The organism is Corynebacterium sp. HMSC062E11 (assembly GCF_001811845.1).
GTDB lineage: Bacteria > Actinomycetota > Actinomycetes > Mycobacteriales > Mycobacteriaceae > Corynebacterium > Corynebacterium hesseae.
The window spans coordinates 1-25,528 of the sequence record NZ_KV806831.1 but is presented as its reverse complement, the minus strand read 5'-3'; the positions used below and the strand labels follow the sequence as shown (position 1 = coordinate 25,528).

24 protein-coding genes are annotated in these 25,528 nt (G+C 60.2%); 11 read left to right on the top strand and 13 right to left on the bottom strand.

Annotated features, from left to right (window positions below; all coding sequences use genetic code 11):
* Positions 1-2 precede the first annotated feature (2 nt).
* Positions 3-2,078 (bottom strand): transketolase, encoded by a 2,076-nt coding sequence (tkt, locus tag HMPREF2822_RS10090; RefSeq protein WP_198530980.1) that lies wholly within the window; start codon positions 2,076-2,078, stop codon positions 3-5.
* 340 nt (positions 2,079-2,418) lie between these two features.
* Here tkt and HMPREF2822_RS10085 point away from each other — a divergent pair, with 340 nt between their 5' ends.
* Entirely contained in the window at positions 2,419-3,363 is a 945-nt protein-coding gene (locus HMPREF2822_RS10085) for a heme o synthase (protein ID WP_070524276.1), read from the top strand.
* Between the two features lie 19 nt (positions 3,364-3,382).
* Here HMPREF2822_RS10085 and HMPREF2822_RS10080 read toward each other — a convergent pair whose 3' ends face one another.
* From HMPREF2822_RS10080 to mptB, 5 genes are all read right to left on the bottom strand, one after another.
* Positions 3,383-4,354 (bottom strand): quinone oxidoreductase family protein, encoded by a 972-nt coding sequence (locus HMPREF2822_RS10080; protein WP_070524523.1) that lies wholly within the window; start codon positions 4,352-4,354, stop codon positions 3,383-3,385.
* Positions 4,355-4,456: 102 nt separating this feature from the next.
* Complete coding sequence (locus HMPREF2822_RS10075) at positions 4,457-5,467, bottom strand: COX15/CtaA family protein (protein WP_070524273.1); 1,011 nt, start codon at positions 5,465-5,467, stop codon at positions 4,457-4,459.
* Positions 5,468-5,549: 82 nt separating this feature from the next.
* Positions 5,550-6,311: an ABC transporter permease gene (locus HMPREF2822_RS10070; RefSeq protein WP_070524271.1), complete on the bottom strand. Its 762-nt coding sequence runs from the start codon at positions 6,309-6,311 to the stop codon at positions 5,550-5,552.
* Between the two features lie 45 nt (positions 6,312-6,356).
* Positions 6,357-7,277 (bottom strand): ABC transporter ATP-binding protein, encoded by a 921-nt coding sequence (locus HMPREF2822_RS10065; protein ID WP_209167819.1) that lies wholly within the window; start codon positions 7,275-7,277, stop codon positions 6,357-6,359.
* On the bottom strand, positions 7,278-9,041 hold the full coding sequence (gene mptB, locus HMPREF2822_RS10060) for a polyprenol phosphomannose-dependent alpha 1,6 mannosyltransferase MptB (protein WP_070524265.1): 1,764 nt from the start codon (positions 9,039-9,041) through the stop codon (positions 7,278-7,280). It lies immediately after the preceding gene.
* Between the two features lie 198 nt (positions 9,042-9,239).
* On the opposite strand from mptB, the gene HMPREF2822_RS10055 reads away from it, so the two are divergent.
* The 7 genes from HMPREF2822_RS10055 to HMPREF2822_RS10025 are packed head-to-tail and all read left to right on the top strand — an operon-like array spanning position 9,240 to position 15,514.
* Positions 9,240-9,890 carry a helix-turn-helix transcriptional regulator gene (locus tag HMPREF2822_RS10055; RefSeq protein ID WP_154736555.1) on the top strand — a complete coding sequence of 217 codons (651 nt, stop codon included), beginning with the start codon at positions 9,240-9,242 and terminating at the stop codon, positions 9,888-9,890.
* A gap of 22 nt (positions 9,891-9,912) precedes the next feature.
* A complete protein-coding gene (gene sufB / locus HMPREF2822_RS10050) occupies positions 9,913-11,358 on the top strand; it encodes a Fe-S cluster assembly protein SufB (protein ID WP_070524260.1) in 1,446 nt (481 codons plus the stop codon).
* Entirely contained in the window at positions 11,359-12,549 is a 1,191-nt protein-coding gene (gene sufD / locus HMPREF2822_RS10045; RefSeq protein ID WP_070524258.1) for a Fe-S cluster assembly protein SufD, read from the top strand.
* Positions 12,550-12,576: 27 nt separating this feature from the next.
* Positions 12,577-13,335, top strand: a complete 759-nt coding sequence (sufC, locus tag HMPREF2822_RS10040; RefSeq protein WP_070524257.1) for a Fe-S cluster assembly ATPase SufC — start codon at positions 12,577-12,579, stop codon at positions 13,333-13,335.
* A gap of 59 nt (positions 13,336-13,394) precedes the next feature.
* Positions 13,395-14,642: a cysteine desulfurase gene (locus HMPREF2822_RS10035; RefSeq protein ID WP_070524256.1), complete on the top strand. Its 1,248-nt coding sequence runs from the start codon at positions 13,395-13,397 to the stop codon at positions 14,640-14,642.
* On the top strand, positions 14,639-15,088 hold the full coding sequence (sufU, locus tag HMPREF2822_RS10030; protein ID WP_070524255.1) for a Fe-S cluster assembly sulfur transfer protein SufU: 450 nt from the start codon (positions 14,639-14,641) through the stop codon (positions 15,086-15,088). The genes HMPREF2822_RS10035 and sufU overlap by 4 nt, the downstream gene beginning before the upstream one ends.
* The gene (locus tag HMPREF2822_RS10025; protein ID WP_070524254.1) at positions 15,089-15,514 is read left to right on the top strand and encodes a metal-sulfur cluster assembly factor; all 426 of its coding nucleotides are present in this window, start codon (positions 15,089-15,091) and stop codon (positions 15,512-15,514) included.
* Here the strand turns inward: HMPREF2822_RS10025 and HMPREF2822_RS10020 are convergent.
* Positions 15,511-17,523 carry a fructose-specific PTS transporter subunit EIIC gene (locus tag HMPREF2822_RS10020; protein WP_070524253.1) on the bottom strand — a complete coding sequence of 671 codons (2,013 nt, stop codon included), beginning with the start codon at positions 17,521-17,523 and terminating at the stop codon, positions 15,511-15,513. The two genes, HMPREF2822_RS10025 and HMPREF2822_RS10020, sit on opposite strands and share 4 nt — an antisense overlap.
* Positions 17,524-17,684: 161 nt before the next feature.
* On the opposite strand from HMPREF2822_RS10020, the gene HMPREF2822_RS10015 reads away from it, so the two are divergent.
* Positions 17,685-19,316 (top strand): ABC-F family ATP-binding cassette domain-containing protein, encoded by a 1,632-nt coding sequence (locus tag HMPREF2822_RS10015; protein ID WP_070524251.1) that lies wholly within the window; start codon positions 17,685-17,687, stop codon positions 19,314-19,316.
* Between the two features lie 219 nt (positions 19,317-19,535).
* Positions 19,536-20,273 carry a DUF2785 domain-containing protein gene (locus HMPREF2822_RS10010; protein WP_070524248.1) on the top strand — a complete coding sequence of 246 codons (738 nt, stop codon included), beginning with the start codon at positions 19,536-19,538 and terminating at the stop codon, positions 20,271-20,273.
* 30 nt (positions 20,274-20,303) lie between these two features.
* On the opposite strand, the gene HMPREF2822_RS10005 is transcribed toward HMPREF2822_RS10010, so the two are convergent.
* The 4 genes from HMPREF2822_RS10005 to HMPREF2822_RS09990 form a co-directional block, all read right to left on the bottom strand.
* Positions 20,304-20,699 (bottom strand): hypothetical protein, encoded by a 396-nt coding sequence (locus tag HMPREF2822_RS10005; RefSeq protein ID WP_232755675.1) that lies wholly within the window; start codon positions 20,697-20,699, stop codon positions 20,304-20,306.
* 184 nt (positions 20,700-20,883) lie between these two features.
* Positions 20,884-21,573 (bottom strand): MerR family transcriptional regulator, encoded by a 690-nt coding sequence (locus tag HMPREF2822_RS10000; protein ID WP_070524244.1) that lies wholly within the window; start codon positions 21,571-21,573, stop codon positions 20,884-20,886.
* A 72-nt stretch (positions 21,574-21,645) separates the two neighbouring features.
* On the bottom strand, positions 21,646-23,010 hold the full coding sequence (locus HMPREF2822_RS09995) for a PFL family protein (protein ID WP_070524243.1): 1,365 nt from the start codon (positions 23,008-23,010) through the stop codon (positions 21,646-21,648).
* Positions 23,011-23,025: 15 nt separating this feature from the next.
* Positions 23,026-23,295: an ACT domain-containing protein gene (locus HMPREF2822_RS09990; RefSeq protein WP_070524521.1), complete on the bottom strand. Its 270-nt coding sequence runs from the start codon at positions 23,293-23,295 to the stop codon at positions 23,026-23,028.
* A gap of 79 nt (positions 23,296-23,374) precedes the next feature.
* Here HMPREF2822_RS09990 and HMPREF2822_RS09985 point away from each other — a divergent pair, with 79 nt between their 5' ends.
* The gene (locus tag HMPREF2822_RS09985; protein ID WP_070524519.1) at positions 23,375-24,064 is read left to right on the top strand and encodes an SDR family oxidoreductase; all 690 of its coding nucleotides are present in this window, start codon (positions 23,375-23,377) and stop codon (positions 24,062-24,064) included.
* On the opposite strand, the gene HMPREF2822_RS09980 is transcribed toward HMPREF2822_RS09985, so the two are convergent.
* Complete coding sequence (locus tag HMPREF2822_RS09980; RefSeq protein ID WP_232755673.1) at positions 24,061-24,558, bottom strand: hypothetical protein; 498 nt, start codon at positions 24,556-24,558, stop codon at positions 24,061-24,063. The two genes, HMPREF2822_RS09985 and HMPREF2822_RS09980, sit on opposite strands and share 4 nt — an antisense overlap.
* 257 nt (positions 24,559-24,815) lie before the next feature.
* On the bottom strand, positions 24,816-25,528 hold a 713-nt coding region (locus HMPREF2822_RS09975; RefSeq protein WP_070524242.1), incomplete at its 5' end, for a hypothetical protein.

Sequence of the window (25,528 nt, the reverse complement as noted above, 5' to 3'; positions counted from 1 at the left end):
AACTAGCTTTCCTTGGCAGCGTTCAGTGATTCGCGGGCGGCGTCGGCAACAGCGTCGGCGGTGAAGCCGAACTTCTCAAAGAGCTCCGCCGCCGGTGCGGAGGCACCGAAGTGTTCCAGGGATACAGTGCGGCCGAAAGTACCGGTGTACTTGTGCCACGGCATCGAGATGCCAGCCTCCACGGAGACGCGAGCGCGGACCGAGGAGGGAAGGACCGATTCGCGGTAGGAGGCGTCCTGCTCGTCGAACCACTCCAGGCACGGAGCGGAGACAACGCGCGTTGCCGTGCCTTCAGCCTCGAGCTGCTTGGCGGCTTCTACCGCGAGCTGAACCTCGGAACCGGTGGCGAGGAGAATGACGTCCGGGGTTTCCTTCGATGCTTCAACGAGGACGTAGGCGCCGCGGCGAACACCTTCGGCGGCCTTCTCCTTGGTGCCCTCGAGCACGGGCAGGTTCTGTCGGGACAGCGCCAAACCCTTCGGCGCTGCCTTGTATTCGAGTGCCGCTGCCCATGCCTGGGCAGTCTCATTGGCATCGGCCGGGCGGATGACGGAGAGGTTGGGGATGGCACGGAGGGCAGAGAGCGTCTCCACCGGCTGGTGGGTGGGGCCGTCTTCACCCAAACCAATGGAATCGTGGGTCCACACGTAGTAAGTATCGGTGGACATCAAAGCGCCGAGGCGGACGGCAGGGTACTGGTACTCGGAGAAGATGAGGAAGGTACCGCCGTAAACGCGGGTATTACCATGCAGCGCGATGCCATTCATGATTGCGGACATGGCGTGCTCACGAATACCGAAGTGCAGGTTGCGGCCGTAAGGCGTGGCCGTCCAGGCGCCCGTGGTGATGGACTCCGGGCCGAAGGAATCCGCACCCTTGATGACTGTGTTGTTGGAACCCGCCAGGTCGGCGGAGCCGCCCCACATCTCCGGCAGGGAGGCTGCGAGCGCTTGGATAGCGGCCTCAGAGGCCTTGCGAGTGGCCAGAGATTCGCCTGCCTCCCAGGTAGGAAGGTCAGCGGCGAAGTCAGCCGGAAGTTCCCGGGCCTGGAGGCGGTCGAAGAGCTTCTTTTCCTCCGGGTGGGCCGCAGCCCATGCGTCGAACTTCTCCTGCCATTCGGCGTGCTTCTGTGCACCGCGGGCAGTCAGCTCACGGGTGTGAGCGAGGACTTCCTCGTCGATGTGGAAGGACTGCTCAGGATCGAAGCCGAGGACTTCCTTGGTGGCGGCGACCTCATCCTCACCGAGGGCGGCGCCGTGGACGCCACCGGTGTTCATCTTGTTCGGTGCCGGGTAGCCGATGACCGTCTTCACACGGATGAAGGAAGGCCGGGAGGTCTCGGCGCGGGCAGCGGCGGCGGCTGCCTCGATGGCTTCAACGTCCTCGCCGGATTCGACGGTCTGCACATGCCAGCCGTAGGCCTCGTAGCGCTTGGCCACATCCTCATTGAAGGCAATGTTGGTGTCGTCCTCAATGGAGATGCGGTTGTCGTCCCAGAAGACGATGAGGTTCCCCAGCTTCTGCGTACCCGCCAGGGACGAAGCCTCAGCAGTCACGCCCTCCTGCAGGTCACCGTCCGAGGCGATGACGTAGATGAAGTGATCGAAGGGAGACTCGCCCGCTGGGGCGGAGGCGTCGAACAATCCGCGCTCCTTGCGCGCGGCCATTGCCATACCAACCGCGGAGGCCAGGCCCTGGCCCAGCGGGCCGGTAGTGATTTCTACGCCGTCGGTGTGGTGCACCTCCGGGTGGCCGGGCGTCTTGGAACCCCAGGTGCGCAAGGACTTGAGGTCCTCCATCTCGAGGCCGAAGCCACCGAGGAAGAGCTGAATGTATTGCGTCAGGGACGAGTGTCCGACGGAAAGGACGAAGCGGTCGCGCCCGGCCCAGTGGGCGTCTGCTGGATCGTGGTTTAGCACGCGTTGGTAGAGCGTGTAGGCCAACGGGGCCAGGGACATAGCGGTACCCGGGTGGCCGGAGCCGCAGTTTTGGACTGCGTCGGCAGCTAGCACGCGCACAGTATCCACGGCGCGGGTATCGAGGTCACTCCAGTCCGAAGGGTAGCGGCGCTGGACCATAGCCTGCAGTTCCGGGGACAACTTATCGTGCGACACGGCGAAAACCTCACTTCGCTTCTGGAAACAGATATACCGTTTATCAGTGTAAAGGTTTTTCGATCCTCGGCGGGGGATTATAGAAACCAGGTTTCGGACGGTAATCTGGCATGGTTGACGCCGTTGCTCCCTGCTATCGGCCAGTGGCCGGTGAGTTTTCTCCGGAGAATGATCTGGATTCTCGCCACGAGGTTTTCAGGATGTGTTCTAGACGTCCTTGGGAACTTTCTAGCACGAGCAGACGACCACTACTTCAGACCAATAAGCCATTCACCCACGTGCCGGATTTACGGAGGACTGTTCCTTGGAGACCATCAAGGCCTATTTTGCGCTAACGAAACCGAGGATCATTGAGCTCCTCCTCGTGGCAGCAATCCCGGCTATGCTCCAGGCCCAGCGTGGATTCGAGGCGGTGTCGTCGAATTTCTGGCTCATCTTATCCACCATCTTTGGTGGCTGGATGGGTGCCGCAGCAGCCCACACGTTCAACAACGTTGTGGACTATGAAATCGATCAGAAGATGCAACGTACGCGCGCTCGCCCGCTGGTGCGCAAGACCATTGCGCGCCGCAATGCCGCTGCCTTCGCCTGGGTCATGCTGGCGCTGTCCGTCTTTTGGCTGGGCGTGCTGGCGCATTCTTGGCTGGCCGCGTTCTTCGTGCTGTTGACCAACTTTTTCTACGTCATCGTCTACACGAAGTTCCTCAAGATGCGGAATTCCCAGAACATCGTGTGGGGCGGTCTCGCTGGCTGTATGCCCGCCATGGTGGGCTGGGCAGTGATTCGGGATAACGCGCCCGCGGGGGAGCCCGATAAGTGGTGGCAGGCCGTGGTGTTGTTCCTCATCATTTTCTTCTGGACCCCACCACACACGTGGGCACTCGCAATGAAGTACAAAGAGGACTACCGCAAGGCTGGGGTACCGATGTTGCCCGTTGTTGCCGGAGAAGTGGAAGTAACTCGCCAAATCGTTTGGTACACAATCGGAACGGTCATCGTAACCTTCCTCATCATCCCGGCCGCTTCGTGGATCTATCTGGTGGCCGCGGTGGCTTCCGGTGCGGTCTTCCTGTGGATGGCCATCCGCCTGCACCAAGGAGTAAAGAAGGGCGCAAAGGTCAAGCCCATGCGCCTGTTTATCTACTCCAACAACTATCTGTCAGTTCTTTTCATCGGCCTGTCCATCGACGCCATCGTGGGTTGGGAGCCCATCGGGCGCATGCTGGGTTGGTCAGCCACGCTCTTTTAATTAGCTAGTGTTTATCTAGCTATTCTTCCTCCCGCACGCGCAAAACAATTGAGCCGGTGGTCTTGCGCTCTTGGAGGTCGCGGTGGGCCTGAGCGGCTTCTGCAAGCGGATATTCTGCAGATACGCGGAAGTCAAGCTCGCCGTCGATAACAGCCTGCACCACGGCTTGAGCACGCATCTGGAACTCGCCTTCTTGGGAGGTCCAGGCGCCGAGTGAGGGGCGGGTGAGGAAGATGGAGCCGTGCTTATTCAGCAGCTGCGGATCCATGGGCGGGACTGGTCCCGATGCGGCGCCGAAGAGCGCCACAGTACCGCGCGGGCGCACGACTTCGAGGGACTCGCCGAAGGTCGCCTTGCCGACGCCGTCGTAAACCACGTCAACCCCACGCCCACCGTTGTGGCGGCGTACCTGTTCGGCCAGGCCACTGCTGTAGCGGAAGACACAGTCAGCACCTGCACCGTAGGCCAGCTCTTCTTTCTCATCGGTGGAAACCACTGAGTAAACGGTGGCGCCAAGGGACTTGGCCATCTGCGTAAGGACTAGGCCGACGCCGCCCGCACCGGCGGTAATGAGGCACGATGCGCCTTCCCCAAGCTGATATACACCGTGGGTGAGATAGTGGGCCGTCATGCCTTGGAGGAGCATGGACCCAGCGACGGCGGACGGGATTTCATCCGGGACGGCCACCACGCGGTCGCGCGGCACACAGACCTGCTCGGCATAGGAACCGAATGCGTGATCCCAGGCAACCATCGTGCCCGGGGCGATCTCCCCCTGGGGATCGTGCACAACCCGGCCGGTGCCTTCGAGGCCGAGGATGAAAGGCACAGAGGCGTTGTAGATGCCTTCGCGGTAGTAGGTGTCGATGTAGTTGACGCCGGCCACGGAGACGTCGACAAGCAACTGCTCCTGCGATGGCGTGGGGGAATCTACCTCGGCGTAGGTGAGGACCTCAGGCCCTCCGGTCGTGGTCACCTGAATAGCATGCATGGTGTCTAGGCTAAACGACACCCCGGCCCCCGCGCAGCAAAAGCGCCGCCTTCCTCCTAGTGTGGTGGGGAAGACGGCGCTGTGAGCACCTAGCGGGTTGTCCTAGCGTTGGGTTGCGGAGCTGCTTTCGACACCAGTTTGAGTAGCGCTGGAGGAAGCAATTTCAGTGGTGCGGACTCGGCGCAGCCCATGCGCCCACAGTAGGGCGGTGAAGGCCGTAACCACCGAGGACATGCCAACGTGGAAGGGGACTGTCCAGCGTGGAATGTGCAGGTAGAACTGCGTTACGCCAAGAGCCCATTGGATGACGATGCAGGCAATGAGCACCCAGCCGGCCTTCCTGGCCGCCTTGGGCGCACCAGTGCGGTGAAGGAGGAAGACCACGATGAGGGTCAGCGCCAAGTAGACGTACATGCAGATAGCGTGGATGACGGCCATGCCATAGGTATCGACTCCGAGGCGTCCCTCCATGCCCACGCCAGCGTCGCCGGAGTGTGTTCCGGAGCCGGTGACAAAGGTACCGGTCAGCAGCACGATGGAGAGCGCTACCGCAGCAACGACCGCGAGGGTGCGCACGGCGGCAGGGAAGAGGCGAGTAGGGGTTCCGTCATCGGGTTCGTTGATGCGGGAGAACAGCATGGCCGCAATCCACACCAGGGCCATAGAGGGGAGGAAGTGAATTGCCACGCTCCACCAAGAAAGCTTCAGCACGACCGACAGGGCGCCAATGAGTGCCTGCACGAAGATACCTGCGAGCCCCGCCCAAGCATAGACCTTGAGCTCCTTGCGGCGCTGCGCCTTGTGAACGGCCACGATGCTGGCGATGGCCGCCGCCGCAACAACAAAGGTCAAAAGCCGGTTACCGAATTCAATGGCTTGGTGCAGCATGGGGGCCGCGCCTTGAATGGGGACGAGGGAACCGGGGTGGCAGTTGGGCCACGTCACGCAACCAAGGCCGGAACCGGTCACGCGGACGATGGAACCCGATACTGTAATGCCAGCCTGACAGATTAAGAGGACGAGTGCGATAATGCGCTGTGTCTTCAGCGAGGGGCCTGCAGGATTTGTAGCAGGCGCAGGGGTGCGTTGAGAAGAAATGTTGGCAGTACTCACGGGTACTCAGCCTACCGTTCGGCACCGCTCCGGAACCAAAATCAGTATGTGCGTCACGCCGTGCAAGGGAGAAGAATCACTTTTAGCCCTCGAAGCGGAACCAACGCACCGCTGCAAACGACGCTACCGCTGACCAACCGATGAGGACGAGGATCTCAAAGACAGGGAATGCTCCTTTAAGAGCGATGTCGAGCCCACCGGCCATCGCCACAGTGGGCACGAGCGTGAGCACCCCATTATCGCCCAGACCCTGGGAATACATCACCCAGCCGACGGTACCGAGCAGAATGAACCAAATGAGGTTGGACACCGCCAGGACAGCTTCTGAACTGAGGGTCCCGCCGAGCAGCAAGCCGAGCGCTGTAAATGTGGCGACACCAAACGCCAACACCACCACGCCGATGGCGGCACCGCCGGCAGTAATACGCAGCCCGAGGATGGCAGCTGCTGTGCCCAGTACAAGGACCTGAAGTACCACCATTGAAAGAACGCCAAGGATTTTTCCCACCACGATGGCCCAGGCCGGAACTCCTGATGCGCCCGTTCGTTTGAGCGCGCCATAGCGACGGTCGAAAGCCAGAGAAATAGCTTGGCCGGTAAACCCAGAGGATGTAGCGCCGACGGCCAGGACCATGGGGAAGATCTCCTCTACGCCGTGGCCCGTACTGTCCTGCATCTTGGCGGCGCCGATCAGGATAGCGAGCGGAATGATGATGCTCAGTAGCTGTTGCTCGCCGTGCCGCAGCATCAGCTTTGACTCGATTGCCCCTTGGGCACGGGCCATGGCGGCAACGCCAACGCGCTGCGGATTCGGGCTGAATGTGCCGGGTGCGAAGGTGCTCATGGAGCTTCTCCTTGATCAAACAAAGTGGTAGGTGTCAGATGCGGGCTAACTGCGCATCTCGCGGCCGGTGAGATCTAGGAAGACCTCTTCGAGGTTTCGGTGCGAGGTTTGCAGGTTGCGGAGGACAACGTTGTGCGCGGCTAAGAACGTGGCGAGCTCTGCGATGACCTCTGGGCTGACCGAAGAGGTAAGGCGGTAGTGGAGGGGGCGGGTAGCGTCGGCGGAGATGCCTGCCTTACGCAGCGCATCAAGGTCCACTGGAGTCGCGGTCTCAAAACTCACCTGTGGGATATCAGCGGAACTCGTCAGCGACGCTGCGGTGCCGCTGGCGACGAGCTGGCCGTGATCAATAATGACCACGCGGTCGCTGAGTGCTTCTGCTTCATCCATGAGGTGCGTGGTGAGGATGACTGTCACGCCATCTGCACGCAACGCACGGATGAGATCCCACACGGCAAGGCGCGATTGTGCGTCCATACCTGCCGTGGGTTCATCGAGGAAGACCAATTCTGGACGTCCAATGATGGCCAAGGCGAGAGATAGTCGCTGTTGCTGCCCGCCCGACAAACGGCGGTAACTATTCTTTTCCACCGCGCGCAGCCCTAGGGTATCCAGTAGCCATTCCGGGTCTAAGGGATTGTCGTTATAGGAGGCGCTAAGTTGCAGCATCTCCTTAACCTTGATTCCGGAATAAGAACCTCCGCCCTGCAGCATGATGCCAATGCGGGCGCGCACCGCGTCAGGGTTGCGTGCAGGGTCAAGCCCCAGAACCTCAATGTGACCGGAGGTGGGTTTCTTAAATCCTTCACACATCTCGATGGTGGTTGTCTTGCCCGCACCATTGGGGCCAAGCAGACATAGAATCTCGCCGTAATTAGCGCGGAAACTCAGCCCATTAACCGCGTTGACGTCGCCATAGGTCTTTTTGACGTTTTCTAGGATGAGAGCCGATCTAGTCACGGGCAGTTAGTTTAAGACACGCACGCCCGCTCGGCGCAACGCAACCCACCCCGCAGCGATCAGTGCTACGAACGTCACCACAGCGGCTAGGTAGATAACGAAGACCGTGCCTGGGGGCAGGCCTAGCCCGCGCGGTAGGACGATGAAGCTCATCAACCCGGAGTAAATCATTACCGCCATACGGAAGAAACGCCGGTTTGCCCATGCCGCGAGCGGCAGCACGGCCCACAGGATGTACCAAGGCTGGACGACGGGGAAGAAAACCACGAGCGCGAAGGTGGACACACCGAGTCCGCCCACCGGGTGGATGGCTCCGCGGAAGGTCGCATACAGCATGCGGAGCATAAAACCGGCGGCAATGATGACGCCGACAGTGCGGGTGACGCTGAGAATGGCCTCGGTGTGATCGCCCAAACCCAACAGCATCCCGAGGAAGCCGGCGCCGACGCCCACGGAGGTTGTCGCAGAGAGCCAGGAACGGATCGTAGCCGCGCCGCCTTGACCAAAAATCCATCCAATATCGATACCCGTGATTATCGTGACTGCCGCAATAGAGACGGCGAGCAGAAGCAGCTGGGCAAGACCGGCGCCAAGGACCGCCCGGACGGCGGGCACACCGTGCTTGTCGACGAGCCTGCGAGCAGCCGCCATCCCGACAAACCCAAGTCCAATGAAGCCGGTAACCTTCACCATGCCGGCGCACGAAATGAGGACGCCAGACGCGATGAACAGTGCCCATACCCGCCAACGGGCGGCGTGGGAATCGTTGACAGCCCGAAGGCCCAATTCCACCCCGACGAGAGCCAGCCCCAGCATGAAGGATTCATTGTGAATGCCTCCTACCAGGTGAAGGATGGTCAAGGGGTTGAGGATGCCGAGCCAGAGTGCTGCCTCTGGGGCCACGCGGCAGCGGGCGGCGAGACGTGAAATGGCCCAGCCAGCAGCGATGATGCCGACGAGGGAAAACACTCGGTGAAGGACTACGCCCCAGATGATGGAGTCGTGGGTGAGCCAGCTGACCAATGCGGCCAGTCCTAACGCCACAGGGCCATACGGGGAGGGGGAGTTTGCCCAGATGAAAGGGACCGAACGGGCAAGGTCATTATCTGCGCCCAAAAGTTCCACGGGGCCTGCGGAATAGGGATCGAGGCCTTGCAGCACGATGGATCCGTTGGCCAGGTAGGAGTAGATGTCTTGGGTGAAAAGGGGAGCGGTGACCAGTAGTGGAAGTACCCATCCCAGCCAGGTTCGCCACATCTGGCTTTGCGTCAGCACTCGGGGGGAGTGGCTAAACCTCGTATCTTCCCCGTCGCCCGTTAGCTTTGGATTATGTTCGGCCTTGCGCAGGCGCAGTGGTGCTCCCACGAGTGGGGCCATACAAATCCACGCGGTCACCATGAAACCGACACCGATAAACACGATGGCGGAGGAGGACTGCAGCATTCGTGACATGAGTGAACCGAAAGGTAAGGACTCATACGGGTTTCCCACCACTGGGAGCGCGCCGGCGCCCAGGCCGCCGAGTGCAATGAGCAATGCGCCGATCGTGCCGAGCCAGCGAAGCGTGAACAGTGTACGCAGCTGGGAGATGGTGCGGCGGTGGGCGTCGCCAAGCGCGGCGTGATCTGCGCCCTCGGCGGAGTCGGGGAAGTCTTGGTGAAGGAGCGCGGAACGGGAACCAGGAACACCCATGCGGGGAAGCTCATCGCGCACGCCCCAGATGACGCGGGGCAGTCGCCCCGATCGGGTGTAGTCGCGTTCCATATTCATGACTGTCTACCTTAGCGGCTCAGTGGTGAGCGGGAACTAGCTGCCCGCGACACGAATGAAAGAGTGGAAATTGGGAATGAATTAAGGAACACTAGTGTTGTCTAAACAGGGAATGATTCACTCAAGGAGGTGTGCACCGTGACGAAGGAGTTACCCAGGGAGACTCGCTCGACCGAGGGCGATACTCGCCGCCACGTCATGTTGTTGCTTCTCAAGGACGGCCCGGTGACGGCGTCGTACTTAGGTGAACGCCTAGGTCTCTCTGCAGCCGGCATACGCCGGCACTTAGACATTTTGGTGGAGGAAGGACTCACCGAGGTTGTACACCGCCGCCCAGCAGCCCGTCCCGGGCAGTCGGCAGGCCGTGGTCGCCCCGCCAAGCACTTCCGCCTCACGGATCAAGGCCGTGCCCAATTCGGGCACGCCTATGACCAACTGGCGGCGGAAGCACTCACCGCGTTGCGGGAAGCGGGTGGGCCCGAGGCGGTCCGGCGCTTTGCCAAGGCCCGCTTCGAGCGGCTCGTGGAAGACGTGACTCCTTTGGTAGAGGAGGAAGAATCCGTACCTGAGGTGGCACGCCAGCTGGCCGCTGTGCTTGATGCACACGGCTACGCGGCCACGGTGACATCGGTGGGAAATGGAGTGCAGATTTGCCAGCACCATTGCCCGGTGGCCCATGTGGCTGCTGAGCATCCGGAGTTGTGTGAAGCTGAACAAGAAGTTTTCTCCGCGCTATTAGGCAAACATGTGCAGCCCTTGGCCTCCATCGCGGATGGCCACGGAATCTGCACCACGAATATCCCCTTAAAACCTGTCCCGCCGTCTGCGGTGGAACGGGAAAAAGACTAATCAACATAGAAAGGAGCGGGCTTTGACACAGGCACAACCAGCACCAGGGCTTGAGACCAAGATGAGCGATGATGAGATCATCTCCTCCATCGGTGGATATGACTACGGCTGGCACGATTCGGACGCGGCCGGCCAGGCAGCACACCGAGGTTTGAGCGAAGACGTCGTCCGCGATATCTCGGAGAAGAAGAACGAGCCGGAATGGATGCTTGAGTCCCGACTCAAGGCACTGCGCGTTTTCAACAAGAAGCCGGTGCCTACGTGGGGCCCGGATCTCTCCGACATCGACTTTGACAACATTAAGTACTTTGTCCGCTCCACTGAGAAGCAGGCCCAAACCTGGGATGACCTGCCGTCAGATATTAAGGAGACCTACGACAAGCTGGGTATCCCGGATGCCGAGAAGAAGCGTCTAGTCTCCGGTGTTGCCGCCCAGTACGAGTCCGAGGTGGTCTACCACAAGATTCGTGAGGACCTCGAAGCCCAGGGCGTTATCTTCGTCGATACCGATACTGCTGTGCGCGAGTACCCGGAGATCCTCCAGGAGTACTTCGGCACGGTCATCCCGGCCGGTGACAATAAGTTCTCCGCACTGAACAATGCCTGCTGGTCTGGTGGCTCCTTCGTCTATGTGCCGAAGGGCGTCCACGTGGACATCCCGTTGCAGGCTTACTTCCGCATCAACACGGAGAACATGGGCCAGTTCGAGCGCACCCTCATCATCGTGGAAGAGGACGCCTACGTCCACTACATCGAGGGCTGCACCGCTCCGATCTACAACTCGGACTCACTGCACACCGGTGTCATCGAGATCGTCGTGAAGAAGGGCGGCCGCTGCCGTTATACCACCATTCAGAACTGGTCCACCAACGTCTATAACTTGGTGACCCAGCGCGCCAAGGTGGAAGAGGGCGGCACCATGGAATGGGTCGATGGCAACATCGGTTCCAAGGTCACCATGAAGTACCCCTCCTGCTGGCTGACCGGCGAGCACGCTAAGGGCGAGGTTCTGTCCCTGGCTTTCGCTGCGGACAACCAGGTGCAGGACACCGGCTCCAAGATGGTCCACATGGCGCCGAACACCTCCTCCAACATTGTGTCCAAATCGGTGGCCCGCAATGGTGGCCGCGCCGCTTACCGTGGTTTGGTGCAGGTCAACGCCAACGCTGCCAACTCCACGGCCAACGTCGAGTGTGACGCGCTGCTGGTGGACAACAACTCGCGTTCGGATACGTATCCGTACAACGATATCCGCAACGACCACGTCACCTTGGGCCACGAAGCAACCGTCTCGCAGGTTTCTGAGGAGCAGTTGTTCTACCTCATGTCCCGCGGTATCGCCGAGGAAGAGGCCATGGCGATGATCGTGCGCGGCTTCGTTGAGCCGATTGCAAAGGAGCTCCCCATGGAATACGCATTGGAGCTCAACCGTCTTATCGAGCTGCAGATGGAAGGATCGGTGGGCTAAGTGGTAGCTTCCAACGAATTTAATCCTGCTGACGTCACCAAGGGTGACCAGTTCACGTCATTCAATGTGGAGGACTTCCCGGTCCCGCATGGCCGCGATGAGGTGTGGCGCTTTATCGCCCTGCGTAACCTGCGGGGCCTGCACAACGGTGAGTTTGCGCCGGCGACCGCACAGAAGATCGACGTCACCGCTCCGGAAGGCGTAACCTCCGAAACCGTCGCGCCTGACGACGCCCGCCTTGGCACCGCTGGCGCCCCTGCTGACCGTGTTGCCGCACAGGCCTGGACTTCCATGCCGGAAGCACAGGTTGTCACTGTGGACGCTGAGGCACAGTTGGACCAGCCGGTGGAGATCACCATTACCGGTGCTGGTGAGGGCGTGACCTCCTTTGGTGCGACCTCCATCCACGTGGGACACCACGCCGAAGCCACCATCGTGCTGAAGTACGTCGGCTCCGGCACCCACGCGGACAATGTTGAGTTCGTGTTGGGCGACGGCGCCCACGTCACCGTCGTCGTTGACGCCGATTGGGAAGATGACGCCGTCCACCTTTCCCATCAGATTGCGAAGGTGGGCCGCGACGCCGTCCTGCGCCACAACACCGCCATCTTCGGCGGCGAGATTGTGCGCCTCGTTCCACGCGTGGTTTTCGACGCCCCGGGCGGCGATGCCGAGCTGCTGGGCGTCTACTTCGCCGACGCCGGCCAATACTTCGAGAACCGTCTGCTGGTGGACCACGATGTGCCGAACTGCCGCTCCCGCGTTTTCTACAAGGGCGCGCTGCAGGGCGCTACGGCCGCGCAGAAGGCCGAGGCTGGCTCCGCTTCCCGCACCCCGGAGGCCCGCACCTGCTGGGTCGGTGACGTGCTCATCCGCAAGAACGCGAACAACACGGACACCTATGAGACGAACAACAACCTGATTCTCACCGAGGGCGCACGTGCAGACGCCATCCCGAACCTGGAGATCCAGACCGGTGAGATCGTCGGCGCCGGCCATGCCGCAACTGTGGGCCGCTTCGATGACCTCGAGCTGTTCTACCTCATGTCCCGCGGCATTCCGGCCGCCGAGGCACGCCGCCTCATCATCCGCGGCTTCTTCTCCGAAGTCATCTCACGCATCCCGGTCGAGTCCCTGCGCGAGGAACTGGAATCCCGCGTCGTCGACGAGCTCGCCAAGATCAACGCTTAAAACTCCCCGAAAGCAGGTACCAACTCAATGTCTACTCTGGAAATTAAGAATCTCCACGCGCAGGTGCTCCCCAACGAGGAGGACGGCGAGCCGAAGGAGATCCTCAAGGGCGTCAACCTGACCATCAACTCCGGTGAGACCCATGCCGTCATGGGGCCCAATGGCTCCGGCAAGTCCACCCTGTCCTACGTCATTGCCGGCCACCCCAAGTACGAGGTTACTGAGGGCGAGGTGCTCCTCGACGGCGAAAACATCCTCGAGATGGAAGTTGATGAGCGCGCCCGCGCTGGCCTCTTCCTCGCCATGCAGTACCCGACCGAGGTGCCGGGCGTGAAGATGTCGCAGTTCATGCGCTCTGCCGTGACTGCTATTCGTGGCGAGGCCCCGAAGCTGCGCGAGTGGAACAAGGAGCTCACAGAAGCTCGTGAGAAGCTCTCCATCGACAAGTCCTTCGCCCACCGTTCCGTGAACGAAGGTTTTTCCGGCGGTGAGAAGAAGCGCCACGAGGTCATGCAGCTGGACATCCTGAAGCCGAAGTTCGCAGTCATGGATGAGACCGACTCCGGCCTGGACGTCGACGCCCTGCGCGTGGTTTCCGAGGGTATTAACCGCTACCAGGAAGAAACCAAGGGTGGCATCCTCCTCATCACGCACTACAAGCGCATCCTTAACTACGTCGTCCCGGACTTTGTCCACGTCTTCGCAGACGGACACGTCATCAAGACCGGTGGCGCCGAGCTGGCTGATCAGCTTGAGGCGGACGGCTACGAGCAGTTCCTCAAGTAGAACTCATCAGGCTGCACACACCACGTACGCAATCGATAAAGAACCGAGCACAAGGACCTATGTCTGAACTAGACGTTAATGCGATCAGGGAGCAGTTCCCCATCCTCTCGCGCACCGTGCGCGACGGTAAGCCACTGGTGTACCTGGATTCGGGTGCGACCTCGCAACGTCCCCTCCCAGTGTGGAAGGCCGAGGAGGAGTTCGTACTCGGCACCAATGCGCCGGTGCACCGCGGCTCCTACCAGTTGGCGGAGGAAGCCGATGACGCGTATGAGTCCGCCCGCCAGGCCATTGCCGCTTTCGTTGGCGCGGACCGCGATGAGATTTCCTTCACCAAGAACGCCACTGAGGCGTTGAATGAAGTTGCCTACGTGCTTAGCGATGAGCGCGCGGGGCAGCTTTATGTCGGCGAGGGCGATACCGTCGTCGTCACCGAATTGGAGCACCATGCGAACTTGGTTCCGTGGCAGGAGCTGTGCCAGCGCACTGGTGCGACGCTGAAGTGGTACTCCATGACTGAGGACGGCCGCATTGATCTCGATTCGCTCGAGCTCGATGACTCCGTCAAGGTCGTGGCTTTTACCCACCAGTCCAACGTGACGGGAGCCGTGGCCCCCGTTGAGGAACTGGTGCGCCGTGCCCGCGCTGTAGGCGCCATGGTGGTTCTGGACGCGTGCCAGTCCGTTCCGCACATGCCGGTGGACTTCCACGCTCTCGACGTGGACTTCGCCGCGTTCTCTGGGCACAAGATGTGCGGCCCGACCGGCGTCGGTGTGCTCTACGGCAAGGCGGAGCTGCTGGCACAGCTGCCGCCCTTCCTTACTGGCGGTTCCATGATCGAGGTGGTCAAGATGGAGGGCTCGACCTTTGCCGAGCCGCCGACTCGCTTCGAGGCCGGAACTCAGATGACCAGCCAGGTCGTTGGTCTGGGGGCCGCGGTGAAGTTTTTGAGCGAAGTGGGCATGGAGGCCATCCACGCCCACGAGCAGAAGCTCACCGCATTGGCTTTGGACAAGCTTTCCGAGATTCCTGGTCTACGCATCATCGGCCCCAAAAACACCGAGGATCGCGGGGGAGCGGTCTCCTTCATCGTGGAGGGCATCCACCCGCATGATTTGGGCCAGGTGCTTGATGCTCATGGAGTGTCCATCCGAACTGGTCACCACTGCGCGTGGCCACTGCACCGCGCGTGCAAGGCTAATTCGACCGCACGCGCTAGCTTTTACCTGTACAACACTGAGGACGAGGTCGACGCCCTCGTAGAGGCGGTGCGGGCTGCCCGTGCTTTCTTTGGAGTGAGCGAATGAACCTAGATTCCATGTACCAGGATGTGATCCTGGACCACTATAAGAACCCGAAATTCTCCGGCCTGCGCGATGGCCAGGCTGAGGTTCACCACGTTAACCCCTCGTGCGGCGATGAGATCACGCTGCGCGTGAAGCTGTCGGCCGACGGCAAAACTGTGGAGGACGTGTCCTACGACGCTGAAGGCTGCTCCATCTCGCAGGCTTCGACCTCCGTCATGGCGGAAGAAATCGTAGGCATCCCGTTGGAGGAGGCCAACGCCAAGCTCGAGGAGTTTGACCGCATGGTGACTTCCCGCGGCGAAATTGAGGGAGACGACGAGATCATTGGGGATGGCGTCGCTTTTGCCGGCGTGGCCAAGTTCCCTGCCCGTGTTAAGTGCGCGCTGCTGGGGTGGAAGGCCTTCCAGGCTGCCACCGCGCAGGCGCTGACTGAATTGGAGAAGTAGATGGCGGATACCACTAACGATAGCCAGCCGACCGACCCGTATCAGGACGAGAACGCCTCCTTCGCCGGCGGCGGAGTAAAGCCTGAACAGACCGAAGAGCAGATTGCCAAGGCATTCGACATCACCGAATACCTCCGGGACGTCATCGATCCGGAGCTGGGCATCAACGTTGTTGACTTGGGCCTGGTCTACGACCTCTGGCTCGAGGACATTGACGGTAAGAACACCTGCGTCATCAACATGACGCTGACGTCCCCTGCGTGCCCGCTGACTGACGTCATCGGTGAGCAGATCGACGACGTCGTCGTGGGCAACAAGCTTGCCGACGCCGTCCAGCTCAACTGGGTGTGGATGCCGCCGTGGGGCCCGAACATGATCACCGAAGAGGGCCGCGAGATGCTCCAGGCCCTCGGCTTCGCGGTCTAATCGTTTCGCTGCCCCACAGTGGGCAAGGACGCCGGATCCAGCGCCGAGGAGATGATATCGACGGCTTCTTCTTGGGTTGCCGCGGACTGAAGGCGAACGCGGAAGTCCTCCTTCATGATTGCCCGTGCCAGCTTGGAAAGCAGCTTGAGGTGTTGCTTGCCGGCGTCGTCTGGCACGGCAATGAGGAACACCATCGTTGTGGGCTCCTCACCCTGTGCCCACGTGATTGCTTCGGGAAGACGTGCAAAAGCCAAGGTAGGAACCTTCACGCCAGCTGAACGGGCATGCGGGATCGCCACGCCATGGCCCACGCCGGTAGAGTGCTTCGTCTCGCGCTCAAGAGCCGCTGTGAGCACCGCAGAAGGATCAGCAAAGCGAGGAGAAACTAGCCGCACTAGTGCTTCGATGGTTTCGTCGCGAGTACTGCCCAGACTGTGGTCGAGGCTCACCGTTTCGATAGACAGCAGTGGTTGTCCCAGATGCGAGCTTTCCGCCGCGTTTGCTGAAGCTTTGTCCGCAGCGCCCTGGTCGCTCTTGCTCTCATTCTTCTCTGTCGTTTTCTTATGCTGAGTAAGTGCGATTAAGAGGAGCATGACTGATGCACAGACGACAACGCCAATAAGCAATGCCACGAAGAAGCCCACGACGTTGTCGACAGCACCGAGCACTGCGACGATGGGGCCGCCGTGCATGACATGGTCTTTAACTCCGAATGCGCCTGCTAGGCCACCGGCAACCGCACCGCCGATGACGTTCGCCGGAATGACCTGCAGAGGGCGTGCAGCGGCAAGGGGAATTGCGCCTTCCGTAATGCCGAATAGCCCCATGAAAAGCGCGGCGATACCGGCGTCTTTTTCGGCCTTATTAAACCAGGCACGGCGGGCAAGGGTGGCAGCGCCTACCGCCAATGGCGGTACAGCGATAGCGGTAGCGGCCATTCCCATAGGGGCTGCATTACCAGCGGCAATCATGCCTCCACCAAAGAGGAACGCTGTCTTGTTGAAGGGGCCGCCCATGTCAAACGCGATCATCGCGCCGATAACGAGGCCAAGCACAACGACAGAGGAGCCTTGCATTCCTGCGAGGTACTCGGTCATGGCTTCAAATGCGCCAGCTATCGGTGAGCCGACCAGGTAAATGAAGATAAGACCCACAATGAGGGTGGTGAAAATCGGGATAACGATGATCGGCCAAATCGGGGCGATGTATTTGTTCACCGGAATCTTCTTGATCCCGAGCGCCACATAGCCGGACAGGATGCCGGTGACGATACCTCCCAAGAACCCGGCACCTGCTTCAGATCCGTAGAGTGATCCAGTCGTAGCGATGAGGCCAGTAATCAGACCAGGCGCCAACCCAGGACGGTCCGCAATGCCCACTGCGATATAGCCGGAAAGAATCGGCACCATGAGCGAAAAGGCCAAACCACCCAGCTCGTTCAGCGTATTCCAGAAGGAATCCTCGGGAATTGCCAAGCCTTCGGGCGTCGGGGTTCCTCCAATTGACAGTGCTACTGCGATGAGGAGACCGCCGGTCACCACGAACGGGATCATGTGGGATACACCGTTCATCAGCGCTTTATAGAGGGTCTGTCCCACGGCGCGCGCGCCATGGGCACTGCCGGAGCTGTCCTCGCGCTGAGATCCCTTCGGCTCTTCGGCAGAAAACTTTTCTTCCCATTTCGACGCGGACAGCGAACGGCGGAGGAGCTCCTTTGGGTGCTTAATAGCTTCATCGACGCCCGTTGCTGCCAAGCGCTTGCCGCGGAAACGATCCTTGGCAATCACAGTGTCGGCGCCAATTACGATGGCATCGGCTTCTTCGATGTCCTTAGCGCTAAAGGTGCCTTCGACACCGATTGAGCCGTGGGTCTCAACTTTGATCCGGTATCCAAGTTCCGCGGCAGCGGCCTCGAGGTTTTCAGCCGCCATGTAGGTATGCGCAATACCAGTTGGGCAGGCGGTAATCGCGAGGATTAATGGCGGTTTCGATGTGGCTGATGTACTCATGATGTCAATGTAGGCACATCTTTCATCTTGTATAGGTCAAGCGCGCCGAATCCGGGCCACGAATTTCCAGATGACTTATCCTCCGTACCGTTAGCTTTACGTCGATCAGCGCCCTGCCGCTGGTTCGGGTTTAACTGCCCTGGTTGCTAGACTGTTTCGACGTGATTGTGACCAATGATTTCGAGGTGCGCGTGGGCGCACGCACGCTTCTCGACGCCCCCGGCCAGCACCTCCGCGTACAGCCGGGTGACCGCATCGGGCTGGTCGGCCGCAACGGCGCAGGAAAGACCACGACGATGCGCATTTTGGCGGGGGAGACCGAGCCTTATGGCGGTTCGGTAACGCGCTCTGGCCCCATTGGTTACCTGCCGCAGGATTCCCGCGAGGGCAACATCGAACAGACCGCGCGCGAACGCGTGCTCTCGGCCCGTGGTCTCGATGAGATCAAGCGGCGCATGGCCAAGCAGCAGGAACTCATGGAGACGGCAACGGACGACAAGTTCCGCGATAAGGCCATCCGCAAGTTCTCGCGCTTGGAAGAGGAGTACCATTCCCTCGGCGGCTACGAGGCGGATTCCGAGTGCGCACAGATCTGTGACAACCTTGGCCTCCCGCAGCGCGTCTTGGATCAGCAGCTCAAGACGCTCTCCGGTGGCCAGCGCCGCCGCGTGGAGCTGGCGCAGATTCTTTTCGCGGCGTCGGCAGGCTCCGGCAAGTCCCAGACCACGCTGCTTCTCGACGAGCCCACGAACCACCTCGACGCAGATTCCATCACCTGGTTGCGCGGCTTCCTGTCGAAGCATGAGGGCGGGCTCATCATGATCTCGCACGACGTGGACCTGCTCGAGGCCGTCTGCAACAAGGTCTGGTTCCTCGACGCCGTGCGCGCCGAGGCGGATGTCTACAACATGGGCTTTAAAAAGTATCTCGATGCCCGTGCGACCGATGAGGCCCGCCGCCGCCGTGAGCGCGCCAACGCGGAGAAGAAGGCGGCCGCCCTGCACAAGCAGGCCGCAAAGCTCGGCGCTAAGGCGACGAAGGCCGCAGCAGCTAAGCAGATGCTGCACCGCGCTGAGCGCATGATGAACGAGCTCGATGACGTGCGTGTGGCCGACAAGGTTGCCCACATCAAGTTCCCGGAGCCGGCTCCCTGCGGTAAGACCCCGATGAACGCGAAGGGCCTGACCAAGATGTATGGCTCGCTTGAAGTCTTCGCGGGCGTGGACTTGGCCATTGATAAGGGCTCGCGCGTCGTCGTGCTGGGCTATAACGGTGCCGGAAAGACGACCCTGCTCAAGCTTCTAGCGGGCGTGGAGCGCACCGACGGTGAGGGCGGTATTGTCTCCGGCCATGGTTTGCGCATCGGCTACTTTGCCCAGGAACACGACAACATCGACCCAGACAAGACCGTGTGGGAAAACACCATCGAGGCTTGCCCCGATGCAGGCCAGCAGGATTTGCGCGGTCTGCTCGGTGCCTTTATGTTCTCCGGGGATAAGCTGGAGCAGCCCGCCGGCACGCTCTCCGGCGGTGAAAAGACGCGTCTTTCCTTGGCCACGCTCGTGTCCTCGCGCGCAAATGTGCTGCTTCTCGACGAGCCCACGAACAACCTCGACCCCCAGTCCCGCGAGCAGGTTCTCGATGCGCTCGGTACTTATACCGGTGCCGTAGTTCTGGTAACCCACGACCCAGGCGCGGTAAAGGCCCTCAACCCAGAGCGTGTCATCATCATGCCTGACGGCGACGAGGATCTGTGGAACGACGAATACATGGAGATCGTTGAATTGGCCTAGGGGCTAGTTCCTTACTCCGGTTGCAGCAACGGCAGCGCTCTTTGTTCTTCTGGTCACCGTGATACTTCGTGGCCTTCCATAAAACCTATAGTGCGCTAGAATCGGGGGCACACTCACGCACCGCTCAAGGCTCTTTTCTTGGGTCCTTCCGGCTTCCCACGCACAGGGTCTAGTAGCGCTACGACCCCAGCCATGCTGCAGCAGGAGAGGACTGAAGCCATGAGCCACACCGATACCCTCGATTCTGTCATTGAACCACTGCTTACCGGTTTAGTGAGCAAGCGGCCTGAAGTCCGTGTGGACTGGGCCTTTGCCGAGCTTAAGGAAGGTATTGAGTCAGGTCAGTGGGATGGCCACATCGACCAGGTTCGGGATCGCCTCACCGGTTACCTGCGCACGGACAAGGTGTGGACCAAGGTCATGGCCGCGCGTTTACTCACTGTCCTCGCTGAGTCTGGCCACTTTCATTACGAGGACTATCTCACCTTCCGCGCATGGTACGTCACTGAAGAAGACACGCGTGGCATAGTCAAGGACGTCGGACACGTCATGGCGGTCGGCTACGGCGCGGACTACGTGGAAACCTGCGTGCGCATGGGGATGATTCCTGCCGTGGAAGGCGCGGCAATTATTTCTTGCCGCCTGCGCGTCCCAGGGGGAGTGTGGCACGACGATGAGGCAGAACGCTTGGCGCGTGCTGCGTGCACGACGATTGCTAAGAGCACCTCGCCGCACATTCTAGAAATATGGACTGAGCGCCTGAGCAATACAGTCCTCAACGAGGGAGTACGCAATGGTAACCGCGCGGTAGTGGAAAACTTCGCCCGCTTTCTCACTGCCACAGCGCACATGGTGCGTAGTGAACCCGAGAAATGGGGAATCGACGTTGACCGCGCGCAACTAGCACTACCGTTAATAGCGGAACTCGAAGACAAACTCCGCAACGCCGGCGCATAGGTAGTCTCTTTCCACCAGTGAAAGCGCCATTTAATGTTCGCGCGCAGCACTGAAGAAGCGCACCCTATCAACCTCCATCGGCTGGGGCCGCTGCCAAGGATAGCGATCCGGGGTGGCCATAACAGGCGAGCTCAGCTGCAGGAGGGCGTCCGTGCCTGCGGGGCCGCCTACTGTCAGCTCGCCATCGCGTATTTCAACCGCTGAGGCAAAACTGCGGTCAACGCTCTTGTGCTGCACAATGGCAGTTGGTATCTCAGCGAAGACAGTTCTTCCGCGCCGCAGAACGGTAGCATCGTCGGAGATATAACTGGGGCGAATGCGCTCAGCGGCAATCAACCCCCACACGAAAATGATGGCCCACAGCGACAGTAGTAGCGCCACAACCCGAACCGCACCTGCGGGGAGAATCAGGTGGACGACTACCATTTCAACCACCAACACCGCGGTGACAAACCCAAGCATTTGCAGCCTGCCCGGAGGGTGGGGAAGTGCCTGAGCACCAGCGGGGAGCAAAGTCTCGCCGCGTATCCAAAGCCACAAATCGCGGTAGAGGCTAAGTTCATACCTTGCCAATCGGAATCCAGGATGTTTTCCGAGGAATCTCCTTATCCTATCCATGTGGCGCTCCCGCCAGTACCGCGAGCGCTCTGCCCTGTGCACCGGTAGTCGGTGCATCGGTGGCACTCAGCGGGACCTTACCTGGGCGCAACGTAGGATAGATTCCCCGCATGAGGCCACGTTCGCCTAAATGCTGCAGCTTGGCGACGATTACCGTGACCTCGCGATCATTCGGGGACAATGCACCCAGTTTTCGCCATAGCGATTCAACCTCGCGGAGAACTCTCAAACATTCGGCATCTTCAAGGTTCTCGCGCAATTGTTGCCAGGTTCCTTCCGTCGCGACACCACACAGCGCCATCAGATCCCAGGAATCACGCTCAAGCTGCAGCATCGCGGGATCATGGATCGCCTCTTTGAGTGATTCGCGGATGTCTCGTGGAGTCCCGTTGGGTGCTTGGGCAAGGGCGCGTAAGCGTTCACGTTGGTTCTTGAGCCGAGCGATGCGCTCGTCGAGCACGCCAAATGAACGATCGATAGCATCCGGCAGATTTACGTCGGCGACGGGGACACCGGCGTCGATCAGCGCCCGCGCGCGCAGCACCGAAGCCAAGTCAGAAACAGAATAGTCGCGGTAGTTCCCGCTGGTGCGGGCGGGTTCAGGAACCGCGCCCGTCTCGTGTAAATGTCGTACAGAACGAACTGAGCATCCAGCGACCGCGGCGACGTCCGATATCTTCATAGGACAAAGCTAAACCCTCACATGGTGTGAGGGTCAAGTGCTTGGTGAAAACTAATCCGAGTTGCTGAGGTCTTAGTTTCGGAAGCCGTGCACCGGCGCCGGGATGAAGCCACCGCGGTTGATGAAGGTGGAGTTGCCCACCTCATTGACCGGAATGACCGGAGCATAGCCGAGCAAGCCGCCGAAATTGACCTCATCGCCAGCTTTGGTTCCCGGGGCGGGGATAACGCGCACGGCGGTCGTCTTATGATTCATCACGCCGATGGCGGCTTCATCAGCAATCATGCCGGCAATAGTTTCCGCAGAAGTATCGCCCGGAATGGCGATCATGTCCAAGCCCACCGAGCAGATGGAGGTCATGGCCTCCAGCTTGTCGATGGAAATAGCGCCGGTGCGCACCGCATCGATCATGCCCTTGTCTTCCGAAACCGGGATGAAGGAACCAGACAGACCGCCCACGCGGGAGCAGGCCATCATGCCGCCCTTCTTGACGGCGTCGTTAAGCAGTGCGAGGGCTGCCGTCGTTCCGTGCGTGCCCACCTGATCCAGACCCATGTGCTCCAGGATGTGCGCGACGGAATCTCCCAGCTCGGCAGTGGGAGCTAGGGAGAGGTCAATGATGCCAAAGGGTACCCCGAGGCGCTCCGAGGCCATCGAACCAACGAGCTGTCCGGCACGCGTGACCTTGAAGGCGGCCTTCTTGACCTCCTCGGCGACTTCATTAAGGGTGGCGCCCTCCAGGGATCCGAGAGCACGGTCGACAACACCCGGCCCAGACACACCGACGGAGACAACGCAGTCCGGTTCCTCGATACCGTGGAAGGCACCGGCCATGAAGGGGTTATCGCCCACGGAGTTGGAGAAGATCACGAGCTTCGCACAGCCGATGGCGCTGCGGTCCTTGGTGAGTTCGGCAGCTTCCTTGATGATGCGTCCCATCTGCGCTGCGGCGTTCATGTTGATGCCGGCGCGCGAGGATGCGATATTCACCGAGGAACACACCAGGTTGGTCTCAGCCAGCGCTTCCGGGATAGAGCGGATGAGTGTCTTTTCCGCAGTGGTGGCACCCTTTTCAACCAATGCGGAGTAGCCGCCGACGAAGTTAACACCTGTCGTCTCAGCGGCGCGATCCAGTGCACGGGCGACGTCGACGGGGTGTCCTTCTACGCCAGCCACGATAAGTGAGATCGGAGTGACGGAAATACGTTTGTTGACGATCGGGATGCCGAGCTCGGCCTCGATCCCTTCGCAGACTTCCACGAGCTGAGCCGCGCGGGTGGTCACGCGATCATAAACGGCCTCTGCGGTAGCTTCCATGGTGGAGCGCGTGCAGCCGAGCAGCGAGATCCCCATGGTAACGGTGCGGATATCGAGGCGGTATTTCTCGATCATCTCGATGGTGTCGAGAATACTGACGGTGTTGAAGCGATTAAGCATGACTGATTCTCGCTCCTAAATTTCATTCATGGCGGTGAACAGTGCTTCCGACTGCACGCGAATGGATTGTTTGATGGACTCACCGACGGTATTCATCCGCTCCTGAATCTGCTGGATGCTGACCTCATTCTCATCGAATTCGACGCGCAGGATCATCGTGAAGTACCCAGACATGAGGGTCTGAGAGACGTCAACGATGTTGATCTTGAGCTCAGCGAGGGCGGTGGAAACGGCAGAGATAATTCCGGTGTTATCAACACCGGTAACAGTCATGATGGCGATCATAATTTGATTGTAGCCCGTCGGTTTTTCACGCTGCCCTGGGGTCATGCAGGATAGCGAGCCGGCGCGTACGGTGGCGCACATGACTGATACGACAACAACTACGCGCAAGAAGGTTCTGTACATCGGCGGCCACGGCAAGGTTGGGCTCTTGGTGGCGCCCAAGCTTGTCGACGCCAACCTCACCGTCCATTCCCTCATCCGCAACCCGGACCAGGTCTCTGATATTAAGGCCCTCGGTGCCGCCGAAGTGGTTCGCGATCTCACCGAGCTTTCTGTTGAGGACTGGGCAGAGCTTTTGGCTGACTATGACGTCGTCGTGTGGGGCGCCGGAAATGGTGGCCGTGCTGGTGCGGAGGTGACGTGGGCGGTCGACCGTGATGCGGCGCTGGCATCTATTGCGGGTCTGGAAAAGCTTTCTGCCGAGGGCAAGAACACTCCCGCCTACATCATGATTTCCTACATGGGCGCTACGGAGAACACGACTGATCCTGCGGATGAGAAGTGGTACGCCTACGTGGAGTCCAAGAAGGCCGTAGACAATAAGCTCAACTCAACCGACCTCACTTACCTCATCCTTGGCCCGGCGGCCCTGACGGAAGAGCCTTCGCGTGGCATCACCGTGCTAGATAAGGACGCAGAGCGCACCGGTAAGCTGACGACCTCCCGGGAGCTTGTCGCTGAGGTTGTCACCGAGGTCGCTGGCCGCGATAGCTTCCCGGCCTCGCCACTGGAGTTCATCGATGGCGATAGCAGCGTGAAGGATATCTAAAATCGAGCGGACGCCGCCGCGTCAAGCGCGGCGATGACTTGCTCTCTGCTCAGTTGGTGGTGGAGGCTCGCATAACGAAGTGGCTTTGTGGACAGGTGGGCCGCGATATACCACCCTGTGGGGTGCTTGAACGTCGCTTGGCTTTGGAACCGTACCACGGCCACACCCTGCTCCCGGAAGGAGCGGGGAGAAGTGTGGGACTCAAACTCATCGCTGATGATTTCTTGAACTGTGCCATCTGGAAGGAACAGGCGCACCTTCGCCTTGTAGTAGTACTCGGTGGGATCAGCGTGTGGCACGTGTCGACCTGTTTGCCAGATCTCACTGAGCAGCGCGGGATAATACTCGATCCACCCATTCTCCGACGCCGTCCGTAGGCGGCGAGCACCCCACGTAGAGCTCCGAATTGCTCGAATGTTCCGACCGGCCGCCACGATGAGGACAAGGACGAAGACTGAAACGGCCAATCCCTGCCATCCGGAGCTAATAGACATATCTTCGCCGATAAAGGCTGATAGTGCGATAGCTAGGCCCACTACCGCCGTGATGAGGTTGTTCCGTAGGCTTCGCCATTCAGGTGTGGCGCCGCCTGGGAGTGGCCCAGTCGCGGCGATCGCGCGAACAATACTAGATGTGCTTGATCTCAAGTTCGGGGCGGACACAGAACGCCGAGTGCGGGGAATGAGCCTCTCGGAGTAGTGGTGTTCCGGGAAGTCGAATGGTGCTAAAGCGTGGTCAGACATTCTTATCACTAACTTCTTACCCAGTTCCGCTCTGCAAAAGACAGTGCTGCTTCAATGTTCTTTTGGCGCAGACCATTGTGCAGTTCTGGCTGCGGGTTGTCTGCATCTGCCCGATATCCCACCACGCCCCATCCGTTATTGTGGTTGAAGTCCACGGTGGCGACGAGGGGCCCGTCGGCAAGCAGCCGGCCACGCAACTTCAGCCAGTTCGGGTTTGGAGCAATGAATTCCTCGGTCATGCTTTTCGTCAATGATCCGTCTGGCTGCAGGATGAGAACCGGGGCGGTGTAGTAAAAGTCGGTACTGTCGTCGTAATCAACGCGGCGCCTATAGGTCAGCTCGCCGATCAACGCGGGGCGGTACTCAATCCATCCATTCGTCCACGCGGTGCGCAGCCTCGTCGATGCGCCCCAGCGGCCCCGCACAAGCATCACCACGATAAAGATAAAGACCAGCGCGGCAAGCCCGATGACAATGCTGGCTATCGGTATCCCGCCGACGGTTCCCTCTGCGCCTGGGAAGAGGACAAAGAGCAATACTGCATGGGTGATAGTGAAAAACATTGCCATGACACCCATGGAGATGAGGATGAATCCAACGATGATCGTGCCGAGATTCGCTTGGCCGATCGGTCGCCCGACACTATCTATAGCTTCGCGTATACCGCTACGATCCACGTTGGGGTTGGGCTGTTGCGACCGGCTATTTGGTAGCAGTGTCG

What these genes read in the sequence shown, in the direction of transcription:
- tkt (WP_198530980.1), bottom strand. Translation starts at nt 2,078, where the DNA reads ATGGTCCAGCGCCGCTACCCTTCGGACTGGAGTGACCTCGATACCCGC.
- HMPREF2822_RS10080 (WP_070524523.1), bottom strand. Translation starts at nt 4,354, where the DNA reads ATGCATGCTATTCAGGTGACCACGACCGGAGGGCCTGAGGTCCTCACC.
- HMPREF2822_RS10070 (WP_070524271.1), bottom strand. Translation starts at nt 6,311, where the DNA reads ATGAGCACCTTCGCACCCGGCACATTCAGCCCGAATCCGCAGCGCGTT.
- mptB (WP_070524265.1), bottom strand. Translation starts at nt 9,041, where the DNA reads ATGAATATGGAACGCGACTACACCCGATCGGGGCGACTGCCCCGCGTC.
- HMPREF2822_RS10055 (WP_154736555.1), top strand. Translation starts at nt 9,240, where the DNA reads ATGTTGTTGCTTCTCAAGGACGGCCCGGTGACGGCGTCGTACTTAGGT.
- sufC (WP_070524257.1), top strand. Translation starts at nt 12,577, where the DNA reads ATGTCTACTCTGGAAATTAAGAATCTCCACGCGCAGGTGCTCCCCAAC.
- HMPREF2822_RS10035 (WP_070524256.1), top strand. Translation starts at nt 13,395, where the DNA reads ATGTCTGAACTAGACGTTAATGCGATCAGGGAGCAGTTCCCCATCCTC.
- sufU (WP_070524255.1), top strand. Translation starts at nt 14,639, where the DNA reads ATGAACCTAGATTCCATGTACCAGGATGTGATCCTGGACCACTATAAG.
- HMPREF2822_RS10025 (WP_070524254.1), top strand. Translation starts at nt 15,089, where the DNA reads ATGGCGGATACCACTAACGATAGCCAGCCGACCGACCCGTATCAGGAC.
- HMPREF2822_RS10020 (WP_070524253.1), bottom strand. Translation starts at nt 17,523, where the DNA reads ATGAGTACATCAGCCACATCGAAACCGCCATTAATCCTCGCGATTACC.
- HMPREF2822_RS10010 (WP_070524248.1), top strand. Translation starts at nt 19,536, where the DNA reads ATGAGCCACACCGATACCCTCGATTCTGTCATTGAACCACTGCTTACC.
- HMPREF2822_RS10005 (WP_232755675.1), bottom strand. Translation starts at nt 20,699, where the DNA reads ATGGTAGTCGTCCACCTGATTCTCCCCGCAGGTGCGGTTCGGGTTGTG.
- HMPREF2822_RS10000 (WP_070524244.1), bottom strand. Translation starts at nt 21,573, where the DNA reads ATGAAGATATCGGACGTCGCCGCGGTCGCTGGATGCTCAGTTCGTTCT.
- HMPREF2822_RS09995 (WP_070524243.1), bottom strand. Translation starts at nt 23,010, where the DNA reads ATGCTTAATCGCTTCAACACCGTCAGTATTCTCGACACCATCGAGATG.
- HMPREF2822_RS09990 (WP_070524521.1), bottom strand. Translation starts at nt 23,295, where the DNA reads ATGATCGCCATCATGACTGTTACCGGTGTTGATAACACCGGAATTATC.
- HMPREF2822_RS09985 (WP_070524519.1), top strand. Translation starts at nt 23,375, where the DNA reads ATGACTGATACGACAACAACTACGCGCAAGAAGGTTCTGTACATCGGC.
- HMPREF2822_RS09980 (WP_232755673.1), bottom strand. Translation starts at nt 24,558, where the DNA reads ATGTCTATTAGCTCCGGATGGCAGGGATTGGCCGTTTCAGTCTTCGTC.